This window comes from Enterobacter wuhouensis, assembly GCF_035835995.1.
GTDB classification, from domain to species: Bacteria; Pseudomonadota; Gammaproteobacteria; order Enterobacterales; family Enterobacteriaceae; genus Enterobacter; species Enterobacter wuhouensis.
The window spans coordinates 3,743,016-3,768,410 of the sequence record NZ_CP142124.1; the positions used below are offsets into that span (position 1 = coordinate 3,743,016).

The following is a 25,395-nucleotide window of genomic DNA, read 5'->3' on the forward strand; positions in this document are numbered from 1 at the left end:
GCAAAACAAAGCGCACAATATTATCGCCCGGTAAGCGCAGCGCCACCGGGCTTTTTTTACAGCAGCGGCGGGATCGTCGGCACCTGCGGCGCCTCGTCAATATCCTTCTTCGTCATGCGGAACGCTTCCGGGTAGTGCTCGCGGCTGGTGCGGCGCAGCGGTTCGGTATCGCGCCAGGTATACAGACAATGCTGGCACTGGTAAACGGTCCAGATACCTTTCACCGGTGATGTCGCCATCACTTCAATGTGCTCATCGGCACAGCGTGGACAAATCATTTTTTCCTCCTTATTGGCGTGCCGCCAGCATCGCGGTCAGTTTTTCAGCCCAGGCTTTGGTTTCAGGCAGATCCTGTACCGGCTGGCTGTAGTGGCCACGGTTGTCCGGCGCAACCGGCGTGGTGGCATCAATAATCAGCTTGTCGGTTATGCCCGCCGGGCTAGAGCCGGGGTCAAGTTCCAGTACCGACATGTTCGGCAGCTGCACCAGATCCCCCGCAGGGTTTACCTTCGATGACAGCGCCCACATTACCTGCGGCAGGTTGAACGGATCGACATCCTCATCCACCATGATTACCATCTTCACGTAGCCCAGACCGTGCGGCGTGGTCATGGCACGTAAACCGACCGCGCGGGCAAAGCCGCCGTAGCGTTTTTTGGTGGAGATAATCGCCAGCAGGCCGTGGGTATACATCGCGTTCACCGCCTGCACTTCCGGGAATTCCGCTTTCAGCTGCTGGTAGAGCGGCACGCAGGTAGCCGGACCCATCAGATAGTCAATCTCGGTCCACGGCATGCCCAGATAGAGCGACTCAAAGATCGGTTTGGTGCGATAGGAGACTTTATCGATACGTACAACCGTCATATTTCGGCCACCGGAATAGTGTCCGGTAAATTCACCAAACGGCCCTTCAATTTCACGCTTGCGGCCTTCAATAACGCCCTCGAGGATCACTTCAGAACCCCACGGCACGTCGAAGCCGGTCAGCGGCGCGGTGGCAATCGGGTACGGGCTTTCACGCAGCGCCCCGGCCATTTCATACTCGGACTGATCGTATTTCAGCGGCGTGGCCCCCATCAGGGTGATGATCGGGTCGTTGCCTAGCGTAATCGCAATCGGCAGGTCTTCACCGCGCTCTTCCGCTTTGTGCAGATGCAGAGCGATATCGTGCATCGGAACCGGCTGCAGGCCGAGCTTGCGCTTGCCCTTCACTTCCATGCGGTAGATACCGACGTTCTGCTTGCCGAAGTGATCGGGGTCGAGCGGATCGCGCGACACGACGCACGCTTTATCAAGATAAAAACCACCGTCGCCGTCGTTCAGGCGGAACAGGGGCAGAATGTCAAACAGGTTGATATCGTCCCCATCCACCGTGTTCTGCGCCCATGCAGGATTGGCGCGGCGCTCGGGCGCGATCGGGAATTTGTCCCAGCGGCGAATAAACTCGTCGATCTGTTTTTTTACCGGGGTGTTCGCAGGCAGCCCCATCGAAATGGCGTGGTTCTGCCAGGAGCCGATGGTGTTCATAACCACGCAGGCATCGGTGAAGCCGCGAATATTATCGAACCACAGCGCGGGCGCGCCGTCGCCAATGCGGCCGGTGGCGTTGGCGGCCGCCGCCAGATCGGGCTCGGCGTTTACCTCTTCCTCAATTTTCAGCAGCTGCCCTTGCTCATCGAGCGCCTGCAGGAAGCTTCTCAAATCATCAAATGCCATCTTTATTCTCCTGTGAAAAATGTTTCGCCGCCTGCAGGCCGTGCCATCGACGCGCCTTTTTATGCTCAAGACCAAACTGGTCGAGCACGCGGGTAACGATGTGCTGAGTAATGTCATCGGCGGTTTGCGGGTGGTTGTAATAAGCAGGCATAGGCGGCACCATCGCCACGCCCATGCGGGAAAGCGCCAGCATGTTCTCCAGATGGATGGTGCTCAGCGGAGTTTCTCGCGGCACCAGCACCAGCTTGCGTCCTTCTTTGAGGACGACGTCTGCCGCACGCCCTACCAGCCCTTCGGCATAGCCTGCGCGGATACCCGCCAGCGTTTTCATGCTGCACGGAATGACGATCATGCCGTCGGTACGAAACGAGCCGGAGGAGATGGTCGCGGCCTGGTCAGCCGGGCTATGGACCACATCCGCCAGTGCCGCAACGTCCTGCGCGGTATAAGGCGTTTCCAGCTCAATGGTTGTTTTCGCCCATTTCGACATCACCAGATGGGTCTCTACCTCCGGCATATCGCGCAGCGCCTCCAAAAGGGCCACGCCCAGCGGCGCGCCTGTTGCTCCCGTCATTCCGACTATCAATCTCATTCAGTACCTCAATTAATTCGTTCGTGTACGAACATATTGTTTAAATTACTCCCGGATGCCGTTGCTGACAAGATCGTTCGCATACGATCACACTAATTGCTAAAAACAGGCGCGTTAAAATCAGAGCCGATAGCGGCTATCATAGAGGGAGTATTTTTCCGTCGGAGTGTTCATGGAGTTAAGACAAGAAGCGTTCCACCTGCTGCGGCAGCTTTTTCAACAGCATACCGCTCAGTGGCAACATGCCCTGCCGGAACTGACCAAGCCGCAATACGCTGTACTCCGGTCGATTGCTGAAAATCCAGGCATTGAGCAGGTCGCACTGACGGAAGTTGCCGTGAGCACCAAGGCGACGCTGGCCGAAATGCTGAGCCGCATGGAATCACGCGGCCTGGTCAAGCGCGAGCACGATCCTGCGGACAAGCGCCGTCGGTTTGTCTTTCTGACGGCTGAAGGTGAGGCCCTGCTTGAGAGCTGTAAACCGGTAGGAAATGAGGTAGATGAGGCATTTTTAGGGCGCCTCAACGGGGCTGAGCGCGAGCAATTTTCAGCGCTCATCAAAAAGATGATGCACGATTAGTTAACCCTCGCGCGCATAAAATCGATAAACGTTCGCACCTTCGCGGGCACATGCTGTGCATCCGGATATACGGCATAGATGCCCTGCTGAGCAAACGCGTACTCCGGCAAAAGCGATACCAGCGCCCCCGCATCCAGGGCGTGGCGCACCAGCCACTCCGGCAGCAGCGCCACGCCGCACCCGGCCAGCGCGAACGCCATCAGCGCCTGCGCGCTGTCTGCATACAGGCGCGGGGCTTTCTTGATCTCAAGAAATACCGTCTGTCCGCCGGCGTCTTTCACCTGCCAGCGCAGCGGAGACGCGAGGCGCTCGTGAATGATCCAGTCCGCCTCCGCCAGCTGCTCCAGCGATTCCATCGGATGCTTAACCAGCCAGCCGGGCGTCGCCACGGGCAGAATGGTGAAGGACGTCATCAGTGCGGCGTGGTAGCGCGAATCTGCAAGCGTGCCCAGCCGGATAGCGACGTCGAAGCGCTCCGAGATAAGGTCAGCATGCAATGAGGAAGAGACGTGACGCACGCGAAGATCCGGGTGCTTCTGGCTGAATTCAGCCAGTAAAGGGACCACGACCTGCGAGCCATATTCGGGCGTGGTGGTGATCCGTAAATCCCCCGTTAGCCCGGCATGGTTGACGCGTACGTCATCCTGAAGGCGTTCCGCATCTCTTAAAAGCATGACGCTTCGTTGATGAAATAGCTTCCCCGCCTCGGTCAACGTCAGGCGTCGCGTGGAACGAAGCAGCAGCGTAACTCCCAGCTCATCTTCAAGCTGGCGAATGTTGAAACTCACCACGGCTTTTGTCAGCCCCATTGCCTCAGCGGCAGCCGTGAAGCTGCCGGTATCGGCCACGGCGATAAACATTGCCGTACGCTGGAGATTAAGCATCGTTTTTCCCTGCCTACTGTCAAAATATTTTTGACAGTATATCGCGCTTTGTCGCGTTTATCCGCAGCGTGCGGGCCGATACGATACGCCACCTCACCGGAGGAGCCACCATGACGTATCGCAGCAAAATCGCCGTAGTCTTTCTGCTCGGCCTGTTCCTTGATTTGATTAACATGTTTATTGCCAGCGTCGCCTTCCCGGCAATGGCTCGCGCGTTTAACGCCACGCCTTCCGCGCTTGCCTGGGTGAGCAACGGGTATATTGCCGGCCTGACGCTCGTCATCCCTTTCAGCAGCATCCTGACGCGCCGCGCCGGCCCGAAGCGCGTAATCCTTCTCTCGCTGGTTCTCTTCAGCGCGGCCTCAGCGGCTTCCGGCCTGGCTTCTTCTCTTGAAAGCCTGATCGCCTGGCGCGTGCTGCAGGGCGTCGGGGGCGGGCTGCTGATCCCGGTCGGGCAAGCGCTGGCCTGGCAACAGTTCAAGCCCCACGAACGCGCCAGACTCTCTTCCGCAGTGATGCTGGTTGCCCTGTTAGCGCCCGCCTGTTCCCCCGCCGTGGGCGGTGCGCTGGTTCAGGCCCTTAGCTGGCGCTGGATATTTTTTGCCACGCTGCCCGTGGCTATCGTCACGTTTGTGCTGGCCTGCGCGTGGCTTAATGCTGAATCATCACCCGTAAACACAACCAGGCTTTTAAACCTTTCTTTGCTGGGGGACCCGCTGATGCGCTTTTCCATGCTCATCTACGTGTGCGTACCCGGCATCTTTATTGGCGTAAACGTAACGGGAATGTATTACCTTCAGAGCGAGGCCAACATGACGCCCAGCGCAACGGGAATGCTTATGCTGCCCTGGTCTGTGGCATCGTTTATGGCGATCGCGGCGACGGGACGCTATTTCAACCGTATCGGTCCCCGGCCTCTGATCGTCATTGGCTGCCTTTTGCAGGCGATGGGTATTCTGCTTTTGATTAACGTCAGCTCGACAACGCTGTTGCCTGCCGTTGCGTTTACGCTGATGGGCGCAGGAGGAAGTCTGTGCAGCAGCACGGCCCAGAGCAGCGCGTTTTTGACGACGCGCCGCGAGGATATGCCGGATGCCAGCGCGCTATGGAACCTTAATCGTCAGCTGAGCTTTTTTGCGGGTGCACTGCTGCTGGCTCAGGTGCTGAACATCATGCAGGCTTATCTTGCGCCGCTCACCGCCTGGCACGGGATGTTTGCGTTTGCCGCAGCCATAACCTTACTGCCCGTACCGTACGTTTTCCGTCTTAACAACACGCAGGTGCTAGCGCAGCTGCAACAGGAGAAACCATGACGCATTACGAACACGAGATCATCGACATCCACGTCGCGCTTGAGAACTGGCTCGGGGCAGGAGAAGGTGATGTTGATGCCCTGCTCGCCCGTTTCCGGCCGGACTTTCTGATGGTTCCTCCGAGCGGAGCCCATTTAGATCATCACGCCCTCGCCAGCTTTCTGAACGCCCAGCGCGGAAGTCGACCCGGCCTCAACATTACCATCGATGCGTTAACGACGCTGCAGACGTGGGACAGCGGCGCGGTGCTTCACTATAGGGAGACGCAGACGCGCCCGGGTCAGCCCGTAAACGTGCGCTGGTCGACCGCGGTGCTCAACCACGAAGGCGACAGGATTGCATGGCGACTGCTGCACGAAACGGCGCAGCCGTAGCGCAAAAGAAAAAGGCCCGTCTCACGACGGGCCTTTTTTGACGAAAGGTTGCTTATTCGCGGAACAGCGCTTCGATATTCAGACCTTGCCCCTGCAGGATTTCACGCAGGCGACGCAGACCTTCAACCTGAATCTGACGAACACGTTCACGAGTCAGGCCAATTTCACGGCCGACGTCTTCCAGTGTTGCAGCTTCGTACCCCAGTAAACCGAAACGACGTGCCAGCACTTCACGCTGTTTGGCGTTCAGTTCGAACAGCCATTTGACGATGCTCTGTTTCATGTCATCGTCCTGCGTGGTGTCTTCCGGGCCGTTGTCTTTTTCATCGGCCAGGATGTCCAGCAGCGCTTTTTCGGAGTCGCCACCCAGCGGGGTGTCAACCGAGGTAATGCGCTCGTTGAGACGCAGCATACGGCTCACGTCATCAACCGGTTTGTCGAGCTGTTCGGCAATCTCTTCTGCACTTGGCTCGTGGTCCAGCTTATGGGACAACTCGCGCGCGGTACGGAGATAGACATTCAACTCTTTGACGATGTGGATCGGCAGTCGAATCGTACGGGTTTGGTTCATAATAGCCCGTTCGATGGTCTGACGAATCCACCAGGTCGCGTAGGTTGAGAAACGGAACCCGCGTTCCGGGTCAAACTTCTCAACTGCGCGGATGAGGCCCAGGTTGCCCTCTTCAATCAGATCCAGCAGAGCCAGACCACGATTGCCGTAACGGCGAGCAATTTTCACGACCAGTCGCAGGTTACTTTCAATCATGCGACGGCGCGAGGCAACATCACCACGCAAAGCACGACGTGCGAAATAGACTTCTTCTTCGGCCGTTAGCAGTGGGGAGTAACCAATCTCCCCAAGGTAAAGCTGAGTCGCGTCCAGTACACGCTGTGTGGCGCCCTGCGATAACAGCTCTTCTTCAGCCAAATCGTTATCACTGGGTTCCTCTTCTACTAAGGCTTTTTCGTCAAAAGCCTCTGCTCCGTTCTCATCAAATTCCGCGTCTTCATTTAAATCATGAACTTTCAGCGTATTCTGACTCATAAAGGTGGCTCCTACCCGTGATCCCTGAACGAGACACCCTGGCTGGCATGCCCCGTCAAATTATCGCTGCGGCAAATACTGCAGCGGGTTTACGGATTTCCCCTTGTAACGAATTTCAAAATGCAAGCGTGTAGAACTGGTGCCGGTGCTACCCATGGTAGCTATTTTTTGCCCCGCCTTAACTTCTTGTTGTTCCCGGACCAGCATTGTGTCGTTATGGGCGTAGGCACTCAGATAATCATCGTTATGTTTTATGATAATAAGATTACCGTAACCGCGCAGCGCGTTACCGGCATACACAACGCGCCCGTCTGCGGTCGCGATGATAGCCTGTCCCTTACTTCCTGCGATATCGATCCCTTTATTTCCACCCTCGGTGGAAGAGAAGTTTTCGATAACCTTGCCGTCAGTTGGCCAGCGCCATGCAGAGATAGGCGAACTGGTAGACGTACTGCTGGCAGTCGGTTGGGTAGAGCTAACCACAGGAGCCGTAACCGGTGCTGTGACTGTCGTCGCAGTACCTTTATTATTCGGCAACATTTTGTTAGCACTCTGATCACCTGAATCCTCAGAATACGTAATTACAGGTTGTGAAGCAACCACCGTGCTGGATTTTTGTGCAGGCATAACGCTGTTATTTTGCGCCGACACGTCGGCTGCAGAAACGGTGTTGCCAGGCGTTAGCGGCGCGCCTGTCGCATTGCCAACCTGGAGTGTTTGCCCCACTTCCAGTCCATACGGGGCCTGGACGTTATTGCGCTGAGCCAGATCGCGGAAATCGTTCCCGGTGATCCAGGCAATATAGAACAACGTATCACCGCGTTTAACGGTATAGGTGCTGCCGCCCGTATAGCTTCCTTTCGGAATGTTCCCATACTGACGGTTATAGACTATGCGGCCATTTTGCGTCTGAACAGGTTGTTGCACTGGCTGAATCTGAGTTGGCTGCGATATCGGCTGCTGAACAGGCTGGATCGGCGGAACTTGCTGCGCCGTCGTGGAACCCATTGTCGACGGCGGCGTAATCAGCATTCCACTGGACGTATTGCCCGAGCCGCTGTTTCCGCCAACGGAACTGACGGGCGCAGGCGCATTGTTAGAACTCGTACAACCCGCCAGCCAAAGCGAAACCAGTGATAATGCCGCAACACGGCTGATGGTGAATTTAGGGCTTCCCGCGCTCATGTATCCCCCAGGAATGTGTTAACTACCAGTGACTTAAAAATAACCGTGATGGCACGAACCTATCGCGCCACACCATACGCTGAATTTGCCTTAATAACCCTGGAAAATTCCGAGTCTCAGGCCAGCTCTCCCTTAACCAGAGGCACAAAGCGCACGGCTTCTACGGTATCGATAATAAACTCTCCGCCACGTCGACGAACGCGCTTCAACAGCTGATGTTCATCACCCACGGGCAGGACGAGAATGCCGCCTTCATCCAGCTGCGATAAGAGCGCTGCCGGTATCTCAGGCGGCGCGGCCGTGACGATAATGGCATCAAACGGGGCGCGGGCCTGCCAACCCTGCCATCCATCACCGTGACGTGTCGAAACATTATGTAAATCAAGTTGTTTCAGGCGACGGCGCGCCTGCCACTGTAAGCCTTTGATGCGCTCAACCGAACAGACATGCTGAACCAGATGCGCAAGGATCGCGGTTTGATACCCGGATCCGGTGCCAATCTCCAGCACGCGAGAACCCGGCGTTAACTCCAGTAACTCCGTCATGCGTGCAACCATGTAGGGCTGCGAAATCGTCTGCCCCTGTCCAATCGGCAACGCCACGTTTTCCCACGCTTTGTGTTCAAACGCCTCATCTACAAACTTCTCACGGGGAACCTGAGCAAGTGCATTCAGCACAGGCTCGTTGGTGATTCCCTGAGCGCGCAGTTGTTCCAGAAGAGTTTGTACACGTTTGCTTACCATTGCGTGTTCACCCCGACACGATCCAGCCAGCCCGACACCACATCATGCGCGCTGTAAGCGGTTAAATCCACGTGTAAAGGCGTAACGGAAACGTACCCTTCGTCCACGGCGGCAAAGTCGGTATCCGGCCCGGCATCACATTTTTCGCCCGGAGGACCAATCCAGTAGAGCGTATTACCGCGCGGGTCCTCCTGCGGGATCACCTGATCGGCAGGGTGTCGGCTACCGCAGCGCGTTACCCGAATACCTTTGATTTCATCGAGCGGCAGATCGGGGACGTTAATGTTGAGGATGCGGCCGGTTCGCAGCGGTTCACGGCCCAGCGCACGAAGAAGGGAGCAGGTGACGGCCGCCGCCGTATCGTAATGCTTGTGGCCGTTGAGCGATACCGCCAGCGCCGGGAAGCCAAGATGACGTCCTTCCATCGCGGCGGCCACGGTGCCGGAGTAGATTACGTCATCGCCAAGATTCGGTCCGGCATTGATACCGGAAACCACGATATCCGGACGCGGACGCATCAGCGCGTTCACGCCGAGGAACACGCAGTCGGTCGGCGTGCCCATCTGCACGGCGATATCACCGTTATCAAAGGTAAAGGTGCGAAGCGACGACTCGAGCGTCAACGAGTTAGACGCTCCACTGCGGTTACGATCGGGCGCCACGACCTGCACTTCCGCAAATTCGCGAAGGTGTTTCGCCAGCGTCTGAATGCCTGGCGCATGGATCCCGTCATCGTTACTCAGCAATATTCGCATAATCACCCGACGTGTTGATAAGTTCCCTGACAACACTGGTGGCAAAGCTACCTGCCGGCAGCCAGAAGCGTAACTCGACGGTCACGTCATCCCACCAGTTCCAGCTAAGCTGTTGCGGGTAGAGCAGCATCGCGCGGCGTGCTGCTTCGACTTTTTCCCGCACCAGCAATGATTGCAATTCTGGCGCATCCGCCACGGCGGCCTGCTCGGCGGCCAGCGCCTCACCCTGCGGTCCCCAGTCGCCCGTACCGGGCAACGCGGCGGTAATCATCAGGGTTTTGGCGTCCACGCGCGACTGGACGTCGGCCATTTCTTCTGCCGATGCCACAAACCAGCTTCCGCGTCCCGCTAATTGTAGCGCATCGCCGACAACAACTTGATTCGCGTCCGTTTTTTTCAGTCGTTCGCTCACAATCTGATTAAACAACGCGCTGCGTGCCGCCGACAACCAAAAACTGCGTTTATTCCTGTCGCGTACCGGCGCATCGCTTTGCGCCCAGCGCAGGGCGCCCTGCAGGTTGCTGCCGCCAATGCCAAAGCGCTGTGCGCCGAAGTAGTTCGGTACGCCCCGTTCGCTGATGGCGTTTAAACGCTTTTCCACGTCATCGCGATCGGTCACTTCACGCAGCACCAGGGTAAAGGCGTTACCCTTCAACGCGCCAAGGCGCAGCTTGCGCTTGTGGCGGGCGTACTCCAGCACCTTACAGCCTTCAAGCTCAAATTTGCTTAAATCAGGCATCGCATTGCCCGGCACGCGGGCGCAAATCCACTGCTCGGTAACGGCGTGTTTGTCTTTTTGCCCGGCGAAGCTGACGTCGCGGGCGTGAATTTTGAGGAATTTTGCCAGCGCGTCGGCGACAAACCGCGTGTTGCAGCCGTTTTTCAGAATGCGGATCAGAATGTGCTCACCTTCACCGTCCGGCTCAAAGCCTAAATCCTCTACCACCACGAAATCTTCCGGGCTGGCTTTCAGCAGGCCATTCCCGTGTGGTTTACCGTGCAGGTACGTCAGATCGTCGAAATGCGTCATTGTGCCGCCTTCACCAGCAGCGCCACGGCTTCGCAGGCAATGCCTTCGCCACGGCCCGTGAAGCCCAGCTTCTCGGTGGTGGTGGCTTTGACGTTGACGTCATCCATGTGGCAGCCCAGATCTTCAGCGATAAACACGCGCATCTGCGGAATGTGGGGCAGCATTTTCGGTGCCTGCGCGATGATCGTTACATCCACGTTGCCCAGGGTGTAGCCTTTGGCCTGAATGCGGCGCCAGGCTTCGCGGAGCAGCTCGCGGCTGTCAGCCCCCTTAAAGGCCGGATCGGTATCCGGGAACAGCTTGCCGATGTCGCCCAGCGCGGCAGCGCCGAGCAGCGCGTCGGTCAGCGCATGCAGCGCCACGTCGCCATCAGAATGCGCCAGCAGCCCCTTTTCGTAAGGAACGCGTACGCCGCCAATGATAATTGGGCCTTCTCCGCCAAAGGCGTGTACATCAAAACCGTGTCCAATTCGCATTATGCCTTCTCCTGATGGGTCGAACGGGTAAGATAAAATTCCGCGAGCCGTAAATCTTCCGGGCGCGTCACTTTTATATTATCAGCGCGTCCTTCAACAAGCTCAGGGTGATAGCCGCAATACTCCAGCGCCGAGGCTTCGTCCGTGATGGTCGCACCTTCTTTCAGCGCTCGCGTCAGGCAGTCGTGGAGGAGTTCGCGGGGGAAAAACTGTGGCGTCAGCGCGTGCCAGAGGTCGACGCGCTCAACGGTGTGGGCAATGGCCTGTCTGCCCGGCTCGGCGCGCTTCATGGTGTCGCGCACCGGCGCGGCAAGAAGGCCGCCGACCCTGCTTGTCTCACTCAGCGCAAGCAGGCGCGCAAGGTCGTCCTGATGCAGGCACGGGCGCGCGGCGTCATGCACCAGCACCCACTGCACGTTTCCGGCGGCCTGAATGCCAGCAAGGACGGAGTCGGCGCGCTCGGCACCGCCGTCAACAACGGTAATCTGCGGGTGGTTCGCCAGCGGCAGCTGCGCGAAGCGCGCATCGCCCGGGCTGATGGCGATAACAACATGCGTCACGCGCGGATGCGCCAGCAGCGCCGCTACGGCGTGCTCAAGGATCGTTTTATCGCCAATTGAGAGGTACTGCTTGGGACATTCTGTCTGCATGCGCCGGCCAAAACCTGCGGCCGGCACCACGGCGCATACGTCCGAAAAAGTTACTGCCATGTCGTAATCCTGGGCCTGATTATCGATTGTTTTGTGCTGAGCCCTGATTGCGTTTAGACGCATCCGGAACCAGACGATAAAAGGTTTCGCCCGGCTTAGTCATACTGAGTTCATTGCGTGCGCGTTCCTCAATCGCCTCTTGCCCGCCATTGAGGTCATCAATTTCAGCAAAGAGTTGATCGTTTCGCGCCTTAAGTTTGGCGTTTGTTGCCTGCTGAGCCGCGACGTCATCGCTCACCCGGCTATAGTCGTGCAGTCCGTTCTTGCCGAACCACAGCGAATATTGCAGCCAGACCAGCAAAGCCAGCAACAGCAGCGTTAGTTTACCCATCCTGCCCCCTGAAAAAACGGCTTCATCATCCCATAACTTTCCGCTGGACTCTACTCCGGGGTTTTAATTATGTCGCAAGTTAACCCATCAGCCACAAAAACAGCAGTCCAAATATGATAACAACGGTAGCGATAGTGATAACGGTACTGTACAGGAGCCGGCCATTGAACAGGGAGTGCAGGGCAATGCCGACGACAACCGCCACGGGCATCAGCGCCAGGAAGAAAGGCCAGGTGTAGAGGAAGAAGAACAGCGTGTTGCCGCCGTAGATGAGAAACGGAATGCCCAACGCCAGCAGCCACGAAATAAAGCCGACGATGGCCCCAGGAAATGACCAGGTCGTTTCGTCGTCGGTCGCTAACGGCTCCGACCCGGTGTTGATAATGTAGTTTTCACTGTTGCGCATAGCTAATCCTGTGACCGTGACTCATCGTTCGGGAAGACAGCTCCCGAACGATACCGTCTCAGGATCTGATAATATCGTCCCGTCTGAGCAGGTCTAATAATTGGCTTACTAAATTTGTTACCAATTGTTGACCCTCCAGGTGAATCTCTGGCGATTCAGGCGCTTCGTAAACCGAATCAATCCCAGTGAAGTTGCGCAGTTCACCCGCCCGGGCTTTCTTGTACAGCCCTTTCGGATCGCGCGCTTCGCAAATCTCCAGCGGCGTATCCACAAACACTTCGATAAAGCGGCCGTGGCCCACGCGCTCGCGCACCATCTGGCGCTCGGCGCGATGCGGTGAGATAAACGCCGTCAGCACCACCAGCCCGGCGTCAGCCATCAGGCTGGCGACTTCACCTACCCGGCGGATGTTCTCTTTGCGGTCTTCATCGCTAAAGCCTAAGTCGCTGCACAGGCCGTGACGCACGTTGTCGCCATCCAGCAGGTATGTGCTCACGCCCTGCTGATGCAGCGCCTCTTCCAGCGCGCCTGCCACCGTGGATTTACCGGAGCCGGACAGCCCGGTAAACCACAGCACAACCCCACGGTGACCGTGGAGCTGCTCGCGCTGGGCGACGGTGACCGGATGAGGATGCCAGACGACGTTCTCATCATGGGCGGCCATTACTTGCCTCCCAGCAGATCGCGTGCGCCCCAGTGCGGGAAGTGCTTACGCACCAGCGCGTTCAGCTCAAGCTCAAAGGCGCTGAATTCAGACGTCGCGGCAGCCTGTTCGTTAGGCTCGCGCACCATGCCGGCCCCCACGGTGACGTTGGTCAGTCTGTCAATGAAGATAAGCCCGCCCGTAACCGGGTTCTGCTGGTACTGATCCAGCACCAGCGGTTCGTCGAAGGTCAGATCGACCAGACCGATGCCGTTCAGCGGCAGCTCGCTCACCTCACGCTGGGTCAGGTTGTTGATGTCCACCTGGAACTGAATGCCGTCCACGCGGGCGCGGGTTTTCTTGCCCGCAATTTTGATGTCGTAGCTCTGGCCTGCCGTCAGCGGCTGTTCGGCCATCCACACCACGTCCACCGCGGCGCCCTGCACCGCGGCCAGCGTTTCCTGCGCGTCGACCAGCAGGTCGCCCCGGCTGATATCAATCTCATCTTTCAGGACCAGCGTGACCGCTTCACCGGCCCCCGCTTCCGGCAGATCGCCGTCGAAGGTCACGATACGGGCGATGGCCGATTCCACGCCGGATGGCAGCACTTTTACGCGCTGCCCAACCTTCACCGAGCCAGAGGCAATGGTGCCGGAGAAACCGCGAAAATCGAGGTTAGGACGGTTAACGTACTGCACCGGGAAGCGCATCGGCTGGGTGTCAACCACGCGCTGGATCTCAACGGTTTCCAGCACCTCCAGCAGCGTCGGGCCGCTGTACCACGGTATGTTCGCGCTCTGGGAAGCGACGTTATCGCCCTCCAGCGCGGACAGCGGCACAAAGCGGATATCGAGATTGCCCGGCAGCTGCCCGGCAAAGGTCAGATACTCTTCACGAATACGGTTGAAGGTCTCTTCGCTGTAGTCGACGAGATCCATTTTGTTCACCGCCACCACAAGGTGTTTGATCCCCAGCAGCGTGGAGATAAAGCTGTGACGACGGGTCTGATCCAGCACGCCTTTACGGGCGTCGATCAGCAGGATCGCCAGATCGCAGGTGGACGCGCCGGTCGCCATGTTGCGGGTGTACTGCTCGTGCCCCGGGGTGTCGGCGATAATAAATTTGCGCTTCTCGGTAGAGAAGTAGCGGTAGGCCACGTCAATGGTGATGCCCTGCTCGCGCTCCGCCTGCAGGCCGTCCACCAGCAGCGCCAGGTCGAGCTTTTCGCCCTGGGTGCCGTGACGCTTGCTGTCGTTATGCAGGGATGAAAGCTGGTCTTCATAAATCTGGCGCGTGTCGTGCAGCAGGCGGCCAATCAGGGTGCTTTTCCCGTCGTCGACGCTGCCGCAGGTCAGAAAGCGCAGCAGGCTTTTGTGCTGCTGGGCGTGCAGGTAGGCTTCTACGCCGCCTTCATTAGCGATTTGTTGAGCAATAGTGGTGTTCATGGCGGCTCCTTAGAAATAACCCTGACGTTTCTTCAGCTCCATGGAGCCTGCCTGGTCGCGGTCGATCATGCGGCCCTGTCGCTCGCTGGTGGTCGACACCAGCATCTCTTCGATGATCTCCGGCAGCGTCTGCGCGTTGGATTCCACCGCGCCGGTCAGCGGCCAGCAGCCGAGGGTACGGAAACGGACCATCTGTTGTTTGATCTCTTCACCCGGCTGCAGGTCGATGCGATCGTCGTCGATCATCATCAGCATGCCGTCGCGCTCCAGCACCGGGCGCTCGGCGGCCAGGTACAGCGGAACGATCTCAATATTTTCCAGATAGATATACTGCCAGATATCCAGCTCGGTCCAGTTAGAGAGCGGGAAGACGCGAATGCTTTCGCCTTTGTTAATCTGGCCGTTGTAGTTGTGCCACAGCTCCGGGCGCTGGTTTTTCGGGTCCCAGCGGTGGAAGCGGTCGCGGAAGGAGTAGATACGCTCTTTGGCGCGGGATTTCTCTTCATCGCGGCGCGCGCCGCCGAAGGCCGCATCAAAACCGTATTTATTCAGCGCCTGCTTCAGCCCTTCGGTTTTCATGATGTCGGTATGCTTGGCGCTGCCGTGCACGAACGGGTTAATGCCCATCGCCACCCCTTCCGGGTTTTTATGCACCAGCAGCTCGCAGCCGTAGGCTTTCGCGGTACGGTCGCGGAATTCGTACATTTCGCGGAACTTCCAGCCGGTATCCACGTGCAGCAGCGGGAACGGCAGCGTGCCCGGATAAAACGCTTTACGCGCCAGATGCAGCATGACGCTGGAATCTTTACCGATGGAGTACATCATCACCGGGTTAGAAAACTCGGCGGCCACTTCGCGGATAATATGGATACTTTCCGCTTCGAGCTGCCGCAGGTGAGTAAGACGTTTTTGGTCCATAACCGTTCCTTAAGCCAAATTTACGACAGAAGAACCGAAGCCTTCTGTATCGGTTGTGTTCTGAAACCAGGCGAGCGTACCGTGCAGCTGCACCACTTCCCCCACCACGATCAGGGCGGGCATCGGGGCGTCTTTCGCCAGAGTTGCAAGTTCATGAAGCTCGCCGATAGCAACGTGCTGATCGACACGCGTGCCGCGAGAAATGACGGCCACGGGCGTCGTTGCCTCGCGGCCGTGCTGAATAAGCTGTTCGCTGATGTCCGCCGCCTTCATCGTGCCCATGTAAATCGCCAGCGTCTGGCGGCTCTGAGCGAGATGCGACCAGTCGAACGGCGCGCTGTCGGCTTTGTAGTGGCCGGTCACAAAGGTCACGCTCTGGGCGTAATCGCGATGGGTCAGCGGAATACCGGCGTAGGCCGTGACCGCAGAGGCCGCCGTAATGCCGGGCACCACCTGGAACGGGACGCCCGCTTCGGCTGCGGCCTGCAGCTCTTCACCGCCGCGGCCAAAGATAAACGGGTCGCCCCCTTTGAGGCGCACCACGGTTTTGCCTGCCTTCGCCGCGTCAATCAGCATCTGATTAGTGTCGTGCTGCGGCACAGAGTGCTCGCCCGCCCGTTTGCCGACGCAGATTTGCTCCGCGTCGCGACGGATCAGCTCGCGCACGCCGTCGGTGACCAGATGGTCGTAGAAAACGACGTCCGCATCCTGAAGCACCTGCAGGCCACGCAGCGTCAGCAGCCCGGCATCGCCCGGCCCTGCCCCCACCAGAATGATCTCCCCGCCGCTGCTGCCGGGGTTATCCAGTTCGTCCTCGAGAATTTTCTGCGCCGCCGTCTCATTGCCGGCATGCATCAGGCTGGCAAAGCGGCCGCGAAACACGCGCTCCCAGAAGCGACGGCGTTCCGTCACGCTGGTCAGGCGCGTTTTCAGGTGGTTGCGCCAGTAGCTGGCTTTTTCCGCCATGCGCCCGAGGCTGGTCGGCAGCAGCGCTTCGATTTTTTCACGCAGCACGCGCGCCAGCACCGGTGCGGTGCCGCCGGAGGAGATCGCCACCAGCAGCGGCGAGCGGTCAACAATCGACGGGAAAATAAACGAGCACAAAGGCTGGTCGTCAACGACGTTAACCAGACGATAGCGAGCCTGCGCCGCGTCGGAAACCCGGCGGTTCAGCTCGCGGTTTTCGGTTGCGGCAATCACCAGCACCACGCTGTCGATTTGCGACTCGTCGAAATCCGCCTCGTCGACTACCCGCACCTGCGCACCGGCACGGTGGAGGAACGCGATTTTGCGATCGGCGATCTCACCCGTGCCAACAACCAGCACCGGCCTGTCTTTAATCGCGGCAAATAAGGGCAGATAGTCCACAAGCAACAACTCACTAACAACGAGGAATAAGGGGACTATAGGGGGCGGCTTAGATCGAATGAAATTACGAATTGGAATGAGTAGTTACTCAATGGAATAACGCATTGCAAAAGCAAATATCAAAAAGTGCTTAACACGCTAAATTTCGGGCATTTAAGCGCAATTCAAATTGTGTATGCACGATCACAGTTTCATACTAAGCGGGTTAAAATTTTGCTCTATTTTTTAAGGACTCACTATGTTTTCCGCAATGCGCCACCGTATTGCTGCCCTGGCGCTCGGCGTTTGCTTTATTCTTCCGGCCCAGGCAAAAAACCAGGCGTATGGTGAAATCGCCACTCTGCAGGCGCGACACATTGCCACCGTCTTTCCTGGACGCATGACCGGCACCCCAGCCGAGATGCTTTCCGCCGACTATATTCGCCAGCAGTTTGCGGATATGGGCTATCAGAGCGATATCCGCTCGTTCCACAGCCGCTATATCTATACCTCACGTAATAAAACGAAAAACTGGCATAACGTGACGGGCAGTACGGTCATTGCGGCGCACGAAGGCAAGGCCGATGAGCAGATCATCATTATGGCGCACCTCGATACCTATGCTCCGATGAGCGACGCTGATACCGATAATAATCTCGGTGGACTGACGCTGCAGGGCATGGACGATAACGCAGCGGGTCTGGGCGTTATGCTCGAACTGGCCGAACGTCTGAAGAATATCCCGACGAAGTATGGAATTCGCTTTATTGCCACCAGCGGTGAAGAAGAAGGCACGCTCGGCGCTGAGAATCTCCTTAAGCGCATGAGTAATGAAGAGAAGAAAAATACGCTGCTGGTGATTAATCTCGATAACCTGATCGTCGGCGATAAGCTTTATTTTAACAGCGGGCAGAGTACGCCGAGCAGCGTACGTAAACTGACGCGCGACCGGGCGCTGGCCATCGCGCGCAGCCATGGCGTTTATGCCACCACCAACCCGGGCGGCAATCCGGATTATCCAAAAGGAACCGGCTGCTGCAACGACGGGGAAGTTTTCGATAAAGCGGGCATTCCCGTGCTGTACGTCGAGGCCACCAACTGGGGGCTGGGCAAAAAAGACGGCTACCAGCAGCGTGCCAAATCAAAAGCCTTCCCGGACGGGACAAGCTGGCATGACGTCAGGCTGGATAATCAGCAGCACATTGATAGCGCGCTGCCGCAGCGGATTGAGCACCGCAGTCGGGACGTCGTGAAGGTGATGCTGCCGCTGGTGAAGGAGCTGGCGAAAGCGGGGAAAGCCTGAGGTATTATTTCCCCTCACCCTAACCCTCTCCCCATAGGGGAGAGGGGATCGCACGGAGCCGTCTTTTCCCCCTCGCCCCTTTGGAGAGAGGGGATCGCACGGAGCCGTCTTTTCCCCCTCGCCCCTTTGGGGAGAGGGCCGGGGTGAGGGGCAGGAAGGATTTACCCTTCGTGCAGCCCGCACTCGCGCTTCAGCCCAAAGAATCGCGTCTCTTCTTCCGCCATTCCCGGCTCCCATTTGCGCGTGGTGTGGGTATCGCCAACCGACAGATAGCCCTGATCCCACAGCGGATGGTACTTCAGCCCGTGTTTTTGCAGGTACTGGTACACCGTACGGTTATCCCAGTCGATAATCGGCAGCACCTTGAACACGCCGCGCTGAACCGCCAGCACCGGTAGCGTAGCGCGGCTTCCCGACTGCTCGCGGCGCAGGCCCGCAAACCAGGTCTGCGCATTCAGCTCTTTCAGCGCGCGGTTCATCGGCTCGACTTTGTTGATCTCATTGTATTTCTCAATGCCCTCAACGCCCTGCTCCCACAGCTTGCCGTAGCGCGCCTCCTGCCAGGCCGCACTTTCCGTCGCGCGGTAGACTTTCAGGTTCAGCTTGAGCTTGTCCGTCAGCTCGTCGATAAACTGGTAGGTTTCCGGGAACAGATAGCCGGTATCGGTAAGGATCACCGGAATGTCCGGGCGGATCTGATTCACCAGATGCAGGCTGACCGCCGCCTGAATGCCAAAGCTCGACGAGAGCACGTAGTCTCCGGGCAGGTTTTCCAGCGCCCAGGCCACGCGCCCTTCGGCGTCCAGCTTTTCCAGCTGGGCGTTGGTTTCTGCCAGCGCCAGAATGCGTTCAACTTTGGGCAGGTCATTTAGGGCGTTTAGATCGAGTACGGACATAAGAACCTCGTTTGCCTGTTTTGCCGGGCGGCACTGCGTTTGCCCGGCCTACAAAACCCGTAGGCCCGGTAAGCGAAGCGCCACCGGGCAAAGGATGGGTTACTCCCAGAAATCCCTTGCGGGATCGAGCACCGGGCGAATGATGCCCGCACGCACCGTAAAGTCGCCGAAGCCTTCACCCGCTTCGCGCTCTTTCACCCAGCGCCCGACAAGCTCGTCAACGGAATCGAGAATTTCCGGCTCCGTGATATTTTCGCGATACATACGCGGAATGCGCGTTCCGCTGCGATTCCCACCAAGATGGACGTTGTAACGACCCGGCGCTTTGCCGACCAGACCCAGCTCGGCCAGCATCGCACGGCCGCAGCCGTTCGGGCAGCCGGTCACGCGCATAACAATATGCTCGTCCGGAATACCGTGTTTTTCCAGAATCGCTTCCACTTTATCGGTGAAAGACGGCAGGAAGCGTTCGGCTTCGGCCATTGCCAGCGGGCAGGTCGGGAACGACACGCAGGCCATGGAGTTTTCACGCTGCGGTTTGACCGCATTCATCAGCCCATGATCGCGCGCAAGCTTCTCGATCTTCGCCTTCTGGCTCTCCGGCACGCCGGCAATAATCAGATTCTGGTTAGCGGTAATGCGGAACTCGCCTTTGTGGATCTTCGCAATTTCCAGCAGGCCGGTTTTCAGCGGGCGTCCCGGATAGTCCAGAATACGGCCGTTTTCGATAAACAGCGTCAGGTGCCATTTGTTGTCGATGCCTTTTACCCAGCCAATGCGATCGCCGCGACCGGTAAATTCGTAAGGACGGATTGGCTCAAACTTGATGCCCGCGCGACGCTCCACTTCTTCTTTGAACGTCTCGACGCCCACGCGCTCCAGGGTGTATTTGGTTTTCGCATTTTTACGGTCGGTACGGTTACCCCAGTCGCGCTGGGTAGTCACCACCGCTTCCGCCACGGCCAGCGTGTGCTCCAGCGGCAGGTAGCCGAACTCGCTCGCGGTGCGGGCGTAGGTTTTCTTGTTGCCGTGCTCGATAGAAAGACCGCCGCCCACCAGCAGGTTAAAGCCTACCAGCTTGCCGTTTTCGGCGATCGCCACGAAGTTCATGTCGTTGGCGTGCAGGTCGATATCGTTCTGCGGCGGGATCACCACCGTGGTTTTGAACTTACGCGGCAGGTAGGTCTGGCCGAGGATCGGCTCTTCGTCAGTGGTCGCCACTTTCTCCTGATCGAGCCAGATCTCCGCGTAGGCGCGGGTGCGCGGCAGCAGGTGCTCGGAGATCTTCTTCGCCCACTCGTACGCCTCGGCGTGCAGTTCAGACTCGTACGGGTTCGAGGTGCACAGCACGTTACGGTTCATGTCGTTGGCGGTCGCCAGCGCGTCCAGCCCGACCGAGTGCAGCATCTGGTGAACCGGCTTAACGTTCTTCTTCAGAATGCCGTGGAACTGGAAGGTCTGACGGTTGGTCAGACGAATGCTGCCGTAAATCGTGTTGTCATGGGCGAATTTGTCGATCGCCTGCCACTGTTTGGTGGTGATGACCCCGCCCGGCAGGCGGCAGCGCAGCAGCATCGCGTGGCGCGGCTCCAGCTTCTGCTCGGCACGCTCGGCGCGGATATCGCGGTCGTCCTGCTGGTACATACCGTGGAAACGGATCAGCAGGAAGTTATCGCCTTTGAAACCGCCGGTCAGGCCGTCATTTAAATCTTCGGCAATGGTGCCGCGCAGGTAGTTGCTCTCTACCTTCATGCGCTCGGCATCCGTCAGTTTGCCTTCGACCACCAGTGGGCCAGGATGTTTTTCGCTCATTAGTAGACATCTCGCTGATAACGGCGCTCGACGCGCAGCTCACTTAAAAATTCATCCGCCGTTTCGGCATCCATACCGCCGAATTCGACAATCACGTCCAGTAAAGCCTGCTCAACGTCTTTCGCCATGCGATTGGCGTCGCCGCAGACATAAATGTGGGCACCGTCATTGATCCAGCGCCACAGCTCTGCGCCCTGTTCGCGCAGCTTGTCTTGTACGTAGACTTTTTCTTTTTGATCGCGCGACCAGGCCAGATCGATGCGGGTCAGTACGCCTTCTTTAACATAGCGCTGCCACTCGACCTGGTAGAGGAAATCGTCGGTGAAGTGCGGGTTGCCGAAGAACAGCCAGTTTTTGCCCGGCGCTTCATCCGCGGCGCGCTGCTGCATAAAGGCGCGGAACGGCGCAATGCCGGTGCCAGGGCCAATCATGATGACCGGGGTTTCCGGGTTCGCCGGCAGGCGGAAGTTGTCGTTGTGCTCGATAAAGACGCGCACCTCGCCCTCTTCTTCGACGCGGTCGGCCAGGAAGCCAGATGCCCCGCCCGCTCGGGCACGGCCTTCGATGTCGTAACGCACCGCGCCCACGGTGATATGCACTTCGCTTTCCACTTCCGCCTGCGATGAGGCGATGGAGTACAGGCGCGGCGTCAGCGGACGCAGCAGGCCAATCAGCGCATCGGCATCCAGCTGCGCAGGAGAGAAGCGCACCATGTCGACAATTGGCGTGGTCGCCGCGTAATGCTGCAGCTTCGCTTTGTCACCGACCAGCGGCAGCAGGGACTCGCTGCGCGTTAAGGTGGCATAGCTTTCAACGATATTGGCGGTGTTTACCGTCAGCTCGAAATGCCACTGCAGCGCGTCAGAAAGCGGCAGCGTTTTGCCTTCCACGGTGACGGGCTCGTCGCCCTTCAGCCACAGCAGCTCGACCAGCTCTTTCACCAGCGCCGGATCGTTCTGATACCAGACGCCCAGGGCGTCGCCAGGCTGATAGCGCAGGCCTGAGTCGCCCAGGTCGATCTCGATATGGCGCACGTCTTTTTCCGAGTCGCGTCCGGTGATTTTCTGATTCACCGACAGGCTCGCCGTCAGCGGCGCCTCTTTGGTATAAGGGCTGGTATGGATTTCATTGACAGTACCCGCGGCGGTGGCGGCAGCCTGTGCTGGCGTCTCTTTCGGGACGCGGGCTTTCAGCACCTCAACGATGCGCGCGCGCCACTCGGCGGCCGCGGACTGATATTCCACATCCGCATCCACGCGGTCCAGCAGGCGTTCACCGCCCAGCTCCGCCAGCTTGCTGTCAAAGTCTTTACCGGACTGGCAGAAAAACTCATACGAGGTATCGCCAAGGCCGAACACGGCAAAAGCGGTACCGTCCAGTTTGGGGGCTTTTTTCGAGAACAGGAACTTGTGCAGCGCCACCGCTTCTTCAGCGGGTTCACCTTCACCCTGCGTTGAGGCCACAACCACCAGCAGTTTTTCTGACGCGATTTGCTTAAATTTATAATCCCCGGCGTTCACCAGGTTCACGTTCAGTTTAGCGGCGAGCAAATCATCACGCAGCGCTTCCGCCACGCGGCGGGCGTTGCCGGTTTGCGAGGCGGAGATGAGCGTTATGACAGGAATGTCAACCGCTGCGGCGGGCGCTGCGGCTACAGCACCAGGCTGCTGGTTGAGCATTCCCCAGAAATAGCCGGAAACCCAGGCAAGCTGGGTAGGTGAAAAATCCGTGGTGGCAGCCTGAAGGCGCGCCAGCTGCTCCGGGTTCAGGGGAAGCAAATTTGAAGGTGGGGCCTGTGTTGTCATGCGTCGTTATGTTCCAGTAGCAAAGCGGAATTTATGCAAAAAGACCAAACTAGAGATAAGGTTAACGGCGAGGATAATAACAATTAAAGAAGGGATGGAAATAATAAATAACCAAATGGACTAACCTGTTTTAGCTATCGTTCTTAACGATAAAAACGATTAAACAACCCTTTGATATATATAGCCAAATAGCATTCAGGCATCCTATATATCCGCCTTATGCTTTCAGAGCCGTTTTAGTTAATGCTAAAAATTGTGCTTTCCGGTACTATGCGGCGGTTTTTTCCGCATTACTGAGAGCGATCATGTCCACCACACTGTTTAAAGATTTCACCTTCGAAGCCGCCCACCACCTTCCGCATGTGCCTGAAGGGCATAAATGTGGCCGCCTGCACGGGCACTCGTTTATGGTGCGCCTTGAAATCACCGGTGAAGTCGATCCGCATACCGGTTGGATCATGGATTTTGCCGAGCTGAAGGCCGCGTTTAAGCCAACCTACGATCGTCTGGATCACTACTACCTGAATGACATTCCGGGCCTTGAAAATCCGACCAGCGAAGTGCTGGCAAAATGGATCTGGGATCAGATGAAGCCGCTGGTGCCGCTGCTGAGCGCGGTGATGATCAAAGAAACCTGCACCGCAGGCTGCATCTATCGCGGGGAGTGATCCCCCTCTTCCTCGCGCGCGTCTAGCGGCGTGAACTCATAGAGTACGAGCGCGTTACTCTCCAGCGATTCCGTGATTTGCCAGCCGTCATAAAGCCGTTCATCGCGTACGGAAAGCGTTGGACGCGCTTTATGCGCAATCCAGCGCAACATCTCCTCGTCAGGCCCGCTTTCACTGTGTACCCCTTCCAGCAGCGGGTAGAGCGCACCGTTGTGACGATCGAAAAGATGGCACTTAATGCGCCAGCAGCCGCGCATTCCCCGCAGCTCAAGATGATACTGCTGGCGAAAGCGCTGGATGAAGGCCTCCTCGCTGGAGAGCAGCGGATTGAAAACCACCACGTTACGCAGCAGCAGCTGATAGCGCCCCTGATGGCGAAGCAGCAGGACGCTCTTGTCGTTGACAAGCACTTCTCCCCGCAGGCGCTGCCACAGCCATAGCACCCAGTAGATAGGCCGGGGAAGGCCGTGGTTATACTGAAGCGCAAGGCTCGATGTATCCAGGGTGTTGTTCGCCCTGGCCTCACCCTGCAAGCCTGAATTTAGCCAGAATCCCGCCAGCCAGACCTGTTCTGAAAGCCCGAGCAGATTTTGCATCAGCAACGCGCCGCGAAAAAACCAGCCGTTGGTCGCCCGCGTGTTCCCGGTAAGGGTATTCCACGAGAGTAACCATACCGGCAGCGCGCGCTGCCGCTGGCGAAGGGCGGCGAGGATTTGGCGGATCTTCAGCACGGGATAATTTTCTGACGAGGAGAGATGCGCCGGACCCAGCTGCGCCAGATCGAGCAGCTCGTTGGCATCTGCCGGACAGGCGAGAAAATCGGCCTGGTCCAGTATGCTCGAGCGGAATAACGCGTCGCCGATAGGCTCGGTACCGACGGGTAAAAAACGATGCCATACCCCAAATTTTGCCTGCGGAAGATAGGTCCGAAGCGCCGCCCTCTGCGTCTGCCAGGCGTGCTCCTGGTTCTCCGGGTTTGCCTGAGGAGACCAGTGCATCACGGCGTGCCAGCCTGCGGTGACGTCGGGAGAAAATCGGCTGACCGACAGCTGCAAAAAGCGCGTGAGGAGATCGCATCGGGTGGTGACGCCCGTGTGCAGCAGGATCGTCCAGCCTTTTTTCGCCACCCAGGTGAACAGCTGTTGCAGATTGTACCAGCAGGCGTAGCCCGCCATATGGGGATTGTCCCACCCCGTGGCGAACAGACGGCTGCTGAGGAAAGGTTCCGCGATATCAATTCCCTCAATGGGGATCGCCTCGTGTAGCGCCTCCAGATGCTGGCGAACATCTTCCCGCAGCAAATCGTCCAGCTCGCGCAGGGTGACAACCAGCCGCGTGTGTCGCATCGCGCCAGAGAGCGGATGAAGCTGCTGCAGATCCAGTATTCGCTCCTGACCGGGAGAGTGGGTTAGCGGAGAAGGTTCCCAGCCGCGGGCCTCAGCGCCGTTGAGCAGGCTGAACAGCGTATCCACCGCAACGGGAAAGCGCTGCTCGCCCGCGCTCGTCCGCAAGCGGTAAGCGTCGGGGCGATGGCGCATGGCCTTACGAAACTCGCCTGGAGACATGCCGTGAGCGTGCCGGAACCGATCGGTCATCATTCGCGTGCTGGCAAACCCGTGCTCCTGCGCAATCTGATGCAAGGGACGACTGGTGAGACACAGGGCAGCAGCCGCTTTTTCCAGCCGCAGGGCGGTGATGTACTGCATAAAACTGACCCCGACCTCCTTTCTAAACAGACGGGAGAGCCACGCTTCGGAGACAAATTCACTCTCTGCGATTTCGGCCAGCGTAATGCGGCGGGTGTAGCTGGCGTTAATTCGCTCCAGCACGCGGGTGATGCGCTTGCTTACGTTAGCGTGCTGGTCACGGGGTTTAAGGCGGGCAGGCTGCTGAAAGCGGCCGATCAGCAGCAGCAGGATCTCGCTCAGCCAGCGGTTCGCCTCCAGCCTGTAGCGATGGGGATCGTTGACCAGCGCCACCACAAGAAGCTGACGCAGCAGATGCCGCAGCTCGTCGCACTGCGGACAGCTCCCGCCAGGCGCCGTGGGTATGACGTAGTCATGGGAAAAAAAGTCAGTGTACAGCTGGGTCAACCAGCGCCCGGAGAGGACGACGCGCAGGGTAACGTTCGCGCTCTGGCTGCTGAACCGCCAGCGCTGATGGCGGTTTATCACCGCAAGGCCGTTTGTCGGCACCGTTTCTTGTCCCGCGTGGGTTTCCAGCTCGGCCTGCCCTTCCAGCACCCACAGTATCGTCAGGCAGTCGCCTTCATCCTGCGCGAACAGGCGCACGTCCTCCACGGCCACCGTAAATTCATTTCCCCGCTGCTCCATTCGCTTCCCCTGCAAAGACAAATAATGACGGGCTGTTTTTTGTCATAACTGAATCGTATGAAAAACAATCAGGAAAAAGGCGTCG

General features: G+C 58.1%; 26 protein-coding genes. 5 read left to right on the top strand and 21 right to left on the bottom strand.

The window, feature by feature from the left end; all coding sequences use genetic code 11:
* Positions 1–56 precede the first annotated feature (56 nt).
* From VPX56_RS17780 to VPX56_RS17790, 3 genes are read right to left on the bottom strand one after another with little or no spacing between them, the layout of a single operon-like run.
* Positions 57–278 carry a non-oxidative hydroxyarylic acid decarboxylases subunit D gene (locus tag VPX56_RS17780; protein ID WP_326468034.1) on the bottom strand — a complete coding sequence of 74 codons (222 nt, stop codon included), beginning with the start codon at positions 276–278 and terminating at the stop codon, positions 57–59.
* Positions 279–288: 10 nt separating this feature from the next.
* Complete coding sequence (locus VPX56_RS17785) at positions 289–1,716, bottom strand: non-oxidative hydroxyarylic acid decarboxylases subunit C (RefSeq protein ID WP_326468036.1); 1,428 nt, start codon at positions 1,714–1,716, stop codon at positions 289–291.
* Positions 1,706–2,308 carry a non-oxidative hydroxyarylic acid decarboxylases subunit B gene (locus VPX56_RS17790; RefSeq protein ID WP_326468038.1) on the bottom strand — a complete coding sequence of 201 codons (603 nt, stop codon included), beginning with the start codon at positions 2,306–2,308 and terminating at the stop codon, positions 1,706–1,708. Before VPX56_RS17790 ends, VPX56_RS17785 begins: the two co-directional genes overlap by 11 nt.
* 172 nt (positions 2,309–2,480) lie before the next feature.
* Between VPX56_RS17790 and VPX56_RS17795 the strand changes: the two genes are divergently transcribed.
* Complete coding sequence (locus tag VPX56_RS17795; RefSeq protein ID WP_131633726.1) at positions 2,481–2,888, top strand: MarR family winged helix-turn-helix transcriptional regulator; 408 nt, start codon at positions 2,481–2,483, stop codon at positions 2,886–2,888.
* On the opposite strand, the gene VPX56_RS17800 is transcribed toward VPX56_RS17795, so the two are convergent.
* Complete coding sequence (locus VPX56_RS17800) at positions 2,885–3,772, bottom strand: LysR family transcriptional regulator (RefSeq protein ID WP_326468039.1); 888 nt, start codon at positions 3,770–3,772, stop codon at positions 2,885–2,887. The genes VPX56_RS17795 and VPX56_RS17800 overlap by 4 nt on opposite strands.
* Positions 3,773–3,882: 110 nt before the next feature.
* Here VPX56_RS17800 and VPX56_RS17805 point away from each other — a divergent pair, with 110 nt between their 5' ends.
* Together VPX56_RS17805 and VPX56_RS17810 are read left to right on the top strand one after the other, a co-directional pair.
* The gene (locus VPX56_RS17805) at positions 3,883–5,085 is read left to right on the top strand and encodes an MFS transporter (protein WP_326468041.1); all 1,203 of its coding nucleotides are present in this window, start codon (positions 3,883–3,885) and stop codon (positions 5,083–5,085) included.
* Positions 5,082–5,459, top strand: coding sequence for a DUF4440 domain-containing protein (locus VPX56_RS17810; RefSeq protein WP_326468043.1), 378 nt, complete (start codon positions 5,082–5,084; stop codon positions 5,457–5,459). Before VPX56_RS17805 ends, VPX56_RS17810 begins: the two co-directional genes overlap by 4 nt.
* A gap of 52 nt (positions 5,460–5,511) precedes the next feature.
* Here VPX56_RS17810 and rpoS read toward each other — a convergent pair whose 3' ends face one another.
* The 13 genes from rpoS to cysG form a co-directional block, all read right to left on the bottom strand.
* Positions 5,512–6,504, bottom strand: a complete 993-nt coding sequence (gene rpoS, locus VPX56_RS17815) for an RNA polymerase sigma factor RpoS (RefSeq protein WP_013098493.1) — start codon at positions 6,502–6,504, stop codon at positions 5,512–5,514.
* 60 nt (positions 6,505–6,564) lie between these two features.
* A complete protein-coding gene (gene nlpD, locus VPX56_RS17820) occupies positions 6,565–7,689 on the bottom strand; it encodes a murein hydrolase activator NlpD (protein WP_131633722.1) in 1,125 nt (374 codons plus the stop codon).
* Positions 7,690–7,805: 116 nt separating this feature from the next.
* Positions 7,806–8,432 (bottom strand): protein-L-isoaspartate(D-aspartate) O-methyltransferase, encoded by a 627-nt coding sequence (locus VPX56_RS17825; protein ID WP_131633721.1) that lies wholly within the window; start codon positions 8,430–8,432, stop codon positions 7,806–7,808.
* A complete protein-coding gene (gene surE, locus VPX56_RS17830; protein WP_131633720.1) occupies positions 8,426–9,187 on the bottom strand; it encodes a 5'/3'-nucleotidase SurE in 762 nt (253 codons plus the stop codon). Before surE ends, VPX56_RS17825 begins: the two co-directional genes overlap by 7 nt.
* A complete protein-coding gene (gene truD, locus VPX56_RS17835) occupies positions 9,168–10,217 on the bottom strand; it encodes a tRNA pseudouridine(13) synthase TruD (protein WP_131633719.1) in 1,050 nt (349 codons plus the stop codon). The genes surE and truD overlap by 20 nt, the downstream gene beginning before the upstream one ends.
* On the bottom strand, positions 10,214–10,693 hold the full coding sequence (gene ispF / locus VPX56_RS17840) for a 2-C-methyl-D-erythritol 2,4-cyclodiphosphate synthase (protein ID WP_131633718.1): 480 nt from the start codon (positions 10,691–10,693) through the stop codon (positions 10,214–10,216). The genes truD and ispF overlap by 4 nt, the downstream gene beginning before the upstream one ends.
* Positions 10,693–11,403 carry a 2-C-methyl-D-erythritol 4-phosphate cytidylyltransferase gene (gene ispD, locus VPX56_RS17845; RefSeq protein ID WP_131633717.1) on the bottom strand — a complete coding sequence of 237 codons (711 nt, stop codon included), beginning with the start codon at positions 11,401–11,403 and terminating at the stop codon, positions 10,693–10,695. Before ispD ends, ispF begins: the two co-directional genes overlap by 1 nt.
* 19 nt (positions 11,404–11,422) lie before the next feature.
* Entirely contained in the window at positions 11,423–11,734 is a 312-nt protein-coding gene (gene ftsB / locus VPX56_RS17850; RefSeq protein ID WP_003862095.1) for a cell division protein FtsB, read from the bottom strand.
* Positions 11,735–11,813: 79 nt separating this feature from the next.
* Complete coding sequence (locus VPX56_RS17855) at positions 11,814–12,140, bottom strand: DUF3561 family protein (RefSeq protein ID WP_131633716.1); 327 nt, start codon at positions 12,138–12,140, stop codon at positions 11,814–11,816.
* 58 nt (positions 12,141–12,198) lie between these two features.
* On the bottom strand, positions 12,199–12,804 hold the full coding sequence (gene cysC / locus VPX56_RS17860) for an adenylyl-sulfate kinase (protein ID WP_326468050.1): 606 nt from the start codon (positions 12,802–12,804) through the stop codon (positions 12,199–12,201).
* Entirely contained in the window at positions 12,804–14,228 is a 1,425-nt protein-coding gene (cysN, locus tag VPX56_RS17865) for a sulfate adenylyltransferase subunit CysN (RefSeq protein ID WP_326468052.1), read from the bottom strand. Before cysN ends, cysC begins: the two co-directional genes overlap by 1 nt.
* 9 nt (positions 14,229–14,237) lie before the next feature.
* Positions 14,238–15,146: a sulfate adenylyltransferase subunit CysD gene (gene cysD / locus VPX56_RS17870; RefSeq protein WP_131633713.1), complete on the bottom strand. Its 909-nt coding sequence runs from the start codon at positions 15,144–15,146 to the stop codon at positions 14,238–14,240.
* Positions 15,147–15,155: 9 nt separating this feature from the next.
* The gene (gene cysG, locus VPX56_RS17875; RefSeq protein ID WP_326472101.1) at positions 15,156–16,505 is read right to left on the bottom strand and encodes a siroheme synthase CysG; all 1,350 of its coding nucleotides are present in this window, start codon (positions 16,503–16,505) and stop codon (positions 15,156–15,158) included.
* A gap of 247 nt (positions 16,506–16,752) precedes the next feature.
* Here cysG and VPX56_RS17880 point away from each other — a divergent pair, with 247 nt between their 5' ends.
* Positions 16,753–17,796: an aminopeptidase gene (locus tag VPX56_RS17880; protein WP_263610310.1), complete on the top strand. Its 1,044-nt coding sequence runs from the start codon at positions 16,753–16,755 to the stop codon at positions 17,794–17,796.
* A 161-nt stretch (positions 17,797–17,957) separates the two neighbouring features.
* On the opposite strand, the gene cysH is transcribed toward VPX56_RS17880, so the two are convergent.
* From cysH to cysJ, 3 genes are all read right to left on the bottom strand, one after another.
* Positions 17,958–18,692, bottom strand: coding sequence for a phosphoadenosine phosphosulfate reductase (gene cysH, locus VPX56_RS17885; protein ID WP_063146470.1), 735 nt, complete (start codon positions 18,690–18,692; stop codon positions 17,958–17,960).
* A gap of 99 nt (positions 18,693–18,791) precedes the next feature.
* Complete coding sequence (cysI, locus tag VPX56_RS17890) at positions 18,792–20,504, bottom strand: assimilatory sulfite reductase (NADPH) hemoprotein subunit (protein ID WP_131633710.1); 1,713 nt, start codon at positions 20,502–20,504, stop codon at positions 18,792–18,794.
* Complete coding sequence (cysJ, locus tag VPX56_RS17895; RefSeq protein WP_326468057.1) at positions 20,504–22,309, bottom strand: NADPH-dependent assimilatory sulfite reductase flavoprotein subunit; 1,806 nt, start codon at positions 22,307–22,309, stop codon at positions 20,504–20,506. Before cysJ ends, cysI begins: the two co-directional genes overlap by 1 nt.
* A gap of 305 nt (positions 22,310–22,614) precedes the next feature.
* On the opposite strand from cysJ, the gene queD reads away from it, so the two are divergent.
* Complete coding sequence (gene queD, locus VPX56_RS17900) at positions 22,615–22,977, top strand: 6-carboxytetrahydropterin synthase QueD (protein WP_023309002.1); 363 nt, start codon at positions 22,615–22,617, stop codon at positions 22,975–22,977.
* Here queD and VPX56_RS17905 read toward each other — a convergent pair.
* Positions 22,962–25,310, bottom strand: coding sequence for a helix-turn-helix transcriptional regulator (locus VPX56_RS17905; protein WP_326468059.1), 2,349 nt, complete (start codon positions 25,308–25,310; stop codon positions 22,962–22,964). The genes queD and VPX56_RS17905 overlap by 16 nt on opposite strands.
* Positions 25,311–25,395: the final 85 nt, after the last annotated feature.